At 43.7% G+C, this 659-nt stretch carries 1 protein-coding gene; it reads right to left on the bottom strand.

The window, feature by feature from the left end:
* Positions 1-168: 168 nt before the first annotated feature.
* On the bottom strand, positions 169-659 hold a 491-nt coding region (locus R7Z49_RS25530; protein ID WP_318112461.1), incomplete at its 5' end, for a helix-turn-helix domain-containing protein.

Raw genomic sequence — 659 nt, 5'->3', positions numbered from 1 at the left:
ACAAGCGAAAATGATCTCGCTAATTTAACACCTTTGTGAACTCGCTCCAAACACAAAATCTTTTGCTGGTAGGGTGTTAGATCAAAATACGATGTCTATTTAACACTGTAGCTCGAATTTTGCAGACATGAGTTGCGTTATCTATGGCTAGTGGTGTTTTTGGTTTTGTTAACTTTGTCCGACTAAACCGTACTTTCTGACCATACCTCGTAGCTGGTGATAGCTTAATCCCAGCAATTCGGCTGCTTGTCGTTGGTTGAATTTTGCTTCTTCCAAGGCACGATTGAGAAGATTGATATCTTGCTCCTCTTGCCACTGTTTGTAATCGAGAGGAAAGTGGATCGAAGTCGTTTGAGACGAGGCTTCTTCTTGAGGATCTTCGTTTGCCGCAGTATGACCAAGCGCATTGTTCCAGCCTGTGGCAAAAGGGTTAAAAATTAGCTCATCAATCGGTTCTGCATTTAATCCGTGTTGATAGATAGCGCGCTCAATTACGTTTTTTAGCTCACGCACATTACCTGGCCACGAGTAATCGAGCAGGGCTTGTTGCGCTTGATGAGTGAAACCAACGAAGTATTCGAGTTGCAACTCTCGACACATTTTCATTGCGTAATGTTCGGCAAGCGACAGGATATCTTCTTTGCGTTCTCGCAGTGGTG

Origin of the sequence: Vibrio sp. 1562 (assembly GCF_033340155.1) — a bacterium.
In the GTDB taxonomy this organism is placed as follows: domain Bacteria; phylum Pseudomonadota; class Gammaproteobacteria; order Enterobacterales; family Vibrionaceae; genus Vibrio; species Vibrio alginolyticus.
Note: the sequence above shows the minus strand (reverse complement) of the source record. Positions and strands in the feature narration are given on the sequence as shown.